Source organism: Ruegeria sp. BI7 (assembly GCF_056537925.1).
On sequence record NZ_JBQFSK010000025.1, the window covers coordinates 1 to 2,973 of the forward strand.

The window sequence follows — 2,973 nt, forward strand, 5'->3', positions numbered from 1 at the left end:
GGGCAGCGCAACGCGCGAGGCCCGCGAAGCGATGGGCTTCCGCGTTCTAGATAATCTGAGTGACTTTTTCCAAGGCCGTGAACCACGTGACCGGGTGATCTGATGCAAGCGCTGGCCCAAAATATTCAGTCCCCCCTGAACCGTTCAAGCTATGCTGATGGGTTGCGCTCGGAACTGCGGGCGTTGTGGCGGAACATTTTGATGAAACGGGCGCCGCATGTAGCGACATGGGCCGGGGCCTCACCGCTGCAATCCATCCCCACCGGGCCCGAGGCGACGCCCTATTTGCAGGCCCTGTCGATCTGGTTCCAATTGTTGCGTATCATTGATGAAAACGCCGAAGTCAGAGATCGTCGACTGACCGAGACCAATAGCGGGCCCGAAGCGGTCGAAGGCGGGTTTGCCGAGGTGTTGTCTGACCTGTCCCTGGCAGACAGCCCAATGGAAAAACTGACCGCTAATCTGTGTGCCGGACCCACCCTAACCGCGCATCCAACCGAGGCCAAACGGGTCACCGTACTGGAAATCCACCGGCGGATTTATCGCAACCTTGTCAGTCTTGAAACGCAACGCTGGACCCCAACTGAGCGCGCCGAATTGCTTAAAAACCTGGAAGGTGAAATTGACCTCCTGTGGCTGACCGGTGAACTTCGCCTGACGCGACCAAGCCTGCACGATGAGATCGAGTGGGGTTTGCAATTCTTCAGGGACGCAATCTTTGACGCTGTCCCGCAAGTCATGGATCGGTTCGATCAAGCCTGCCTGCACATGCTGGGAAAGACCTTGAGCAAAACGCCCAGTATTCGCTTTCACAGCTGGATCGGAGGCGACCGGGACGGCAATCCGAATGTCACGACAGAGATGACCGCGCTGGCCTTACAACGTGGGCGCAAAACGGTTCTGGACCTCTACGGTCAAGCCCTTAAACAAGCCGCAAGCAAGCTGAGTATCAGTGCGCTCATATTGCCTCTGCCCGAACCACACAGGACACGTGTACAAGAAATTGTCGACCGGGCTCCGGACGCTGGCCGCAATCAGAACGAACCGTTCCGGAAGGCTCTGGATGCCATACGCCTTCGGCTGATAAAAGACGGCTATAACCACATTTCGCAATTCGTGAACGATCTAAACGCGCTTGATGCCGCTTTATGCGCGGTCAAAGCCGAAAATCTGGCGCGAAGACATATCCGCCCACTGAGCCGGGCCGCAGCGGTTTTTGGGTTCCGTACCGCAACGCTGGACATACGCCAGAATTCCACCGTCACAACCGATGTTCTGGCCGAAATTTGGTCACAATCCGGGCAGGCATTGGAATATGGTACGCCCGAATGGTCTGCCCGTTTGCGGGCCGAATTGGCGGATCAGAACTTGCCCTATCAAAATCGGGAAGCGCTGAGTGATCAGGCCCAAGAGCTCCTTGCCCTCCTGACACTTGTCTACAGCGTTCGATCGGGACCAGACCCCAAGGCTATCGGACCATTCATCCTGTCAATGACCCGTTCCGCCGACGACATTCTCGGTGTCTATCTTCTGGCCCGATACGCAGGATTCGGGTCCGAAACTCTGGATTTATCAGTGGTCCCACTGTTCGAGACGATTGCCGACCTGCGCAATGCCCCAGCGATATTGCTGGACGTTCTTGATGTTCCGCTTTCCCGCCGCAGCCTTAAAACCGAAGGTAACGTGATCGAGGTGATGCTGGGTTACTCAGATAGTGGCAAGGATGGCGGCTATTTCTGTTCAACTTGGGAATTGGAACGCGCGCAACGCAGGATTGTCACGGCACTGGCCTCGCAAGGTTTCAAGGCTACATTTTTTCATGGGCGCGGCGGCTCAGTCAGCCGGGGCGGAGCACCTACCGGGCGCGCAATCGCCGCACAACCCAGCGGAACCATAGCCGGACGCTTGCGTGTTACGGAACAGGGTGAGGTTGTTTCGACCAAGTATGCTAACCGCGGCACAGCTGCAGCGCATCTGGAATTACTGCTCTCAAGCACGCTTCGACATACGGCTAACCCCAGCGAAACCCCGTCCCGGCCCGAATTTGACGATGCGCTGGATGCCCTATCGGAACTGTCGCAAACAGCCTATGTATCGCTTCTGCAGATGCCGGGTTTTCTGGACTACTTCCAGCAGGCCAGCCCCGTCGAGGAACTTGCTCGCCTAAAAATCGGCTCCCGCCCGACCCGTCGGTTCGGCGCAGCTAGTCTCGATGATCTGCGGGCTATTCCATGGGTTTTTGCGTGGTCGCAGAACCGCCACCTGATTACCGGTTGGTACGGGTTTGGTGCAGCAATGGCCAGCTTTCGCAAGTTCCGAGGTTCGCGCGGTGACGAAGTTTTGCAAGAAATGTTTCAGAAATCTCGCCTGTTCCGCCTCGCTGTCGATGAGATGGAGAAATCGCTCTATCAGGCTGATATGGGCATCGCCACGCAATACGGCGAACTGGTGCGCGATAAGTATATCCGCCAAAGCATCTCTCAGGCGATCAAAACAGAATTCGATAACGCTTGCAGCGCTGTGCAGTTTCTGACTGGCGGTCAGACAATAGGTCACCGTTTTCCCCGGCTGTGCGAACGATTTGATCGCAAACGGGCGGAGCTGGCTCGCATTCACGCCCTGCAAGTCGAACTGCTGCAACAAGCCCGAAACAAATCGCAAGCAGGATCAGTCCCTGTGCCGCTACTGCAATCCATGAACGCTATTTCCGCTGGCCTTGGCTGGACCGGCTAACCAATTTCAGGAGATATGCCCCGTGAATGTCCCGCATCGTCTAGACGGTTTTTTCACCCAATCCCTATCTGATCGTGACCCTGAGCTTTTTGGTTCGATCACATCTGAGCTGGGCCGCCAGCGCGACGAGATCGAGCTGATCGCGTCCGAGAACATCGTCTCAGCCGCCGTGATGGAGGCGCAGGGCTCGGTGATGACCAACAAATACGCCGAAGGCTATCCCGGGCGGCGCTATTATGG

Annotated in this window: 1 protein-coding gene and 2 pseudogenes; all 3 read left to right on the forward strand. The window is 56.7% G+C overall.

Annotated features, from left to right (window positions below; translation table 11 throughout):
• Positions 1-103: pseudogene (locus ACR0JB_RS21765) on the forward strand (D-glycerate dehydrogenase); the annotation flags it as partial.
• The gene (locus ACR0JB_RS21770) at positions 103-2,733 is read left to right on the forward strand and encodes a phosphoenolpyruvate carboxylase (RefSeq protein WP_170400184.1); all 2,631 of its coding nucleotides are present in this window, start codon (positions 103-105) and stop codon (positions 2,731-2,733) included. The pseudogene ACR0JB_RS21765 and the gene ACR0JB_RS21770, both read left to right, overlap by 1 nt.
• 22 nt (positions 2,734-2,755) lie before the next feature.
• Positions 2,756-2,973 (forward strand): annotated as a pseudogene (gene glyA / locus ACR0JB_RS21775) (serine hydroxymethyltransferase); the annotation flags it as partial.

Bases quoted from the DNA above. Each gene is read 5' to 3' on its own strand.
- ACR0JB_RS21770 (WP_170400184.1), top strand. From the start codon at position 103: ATGCAAGCGCTGGCCCAAAATATTCAGTCCCCCCTGAACCGTTCAAGC.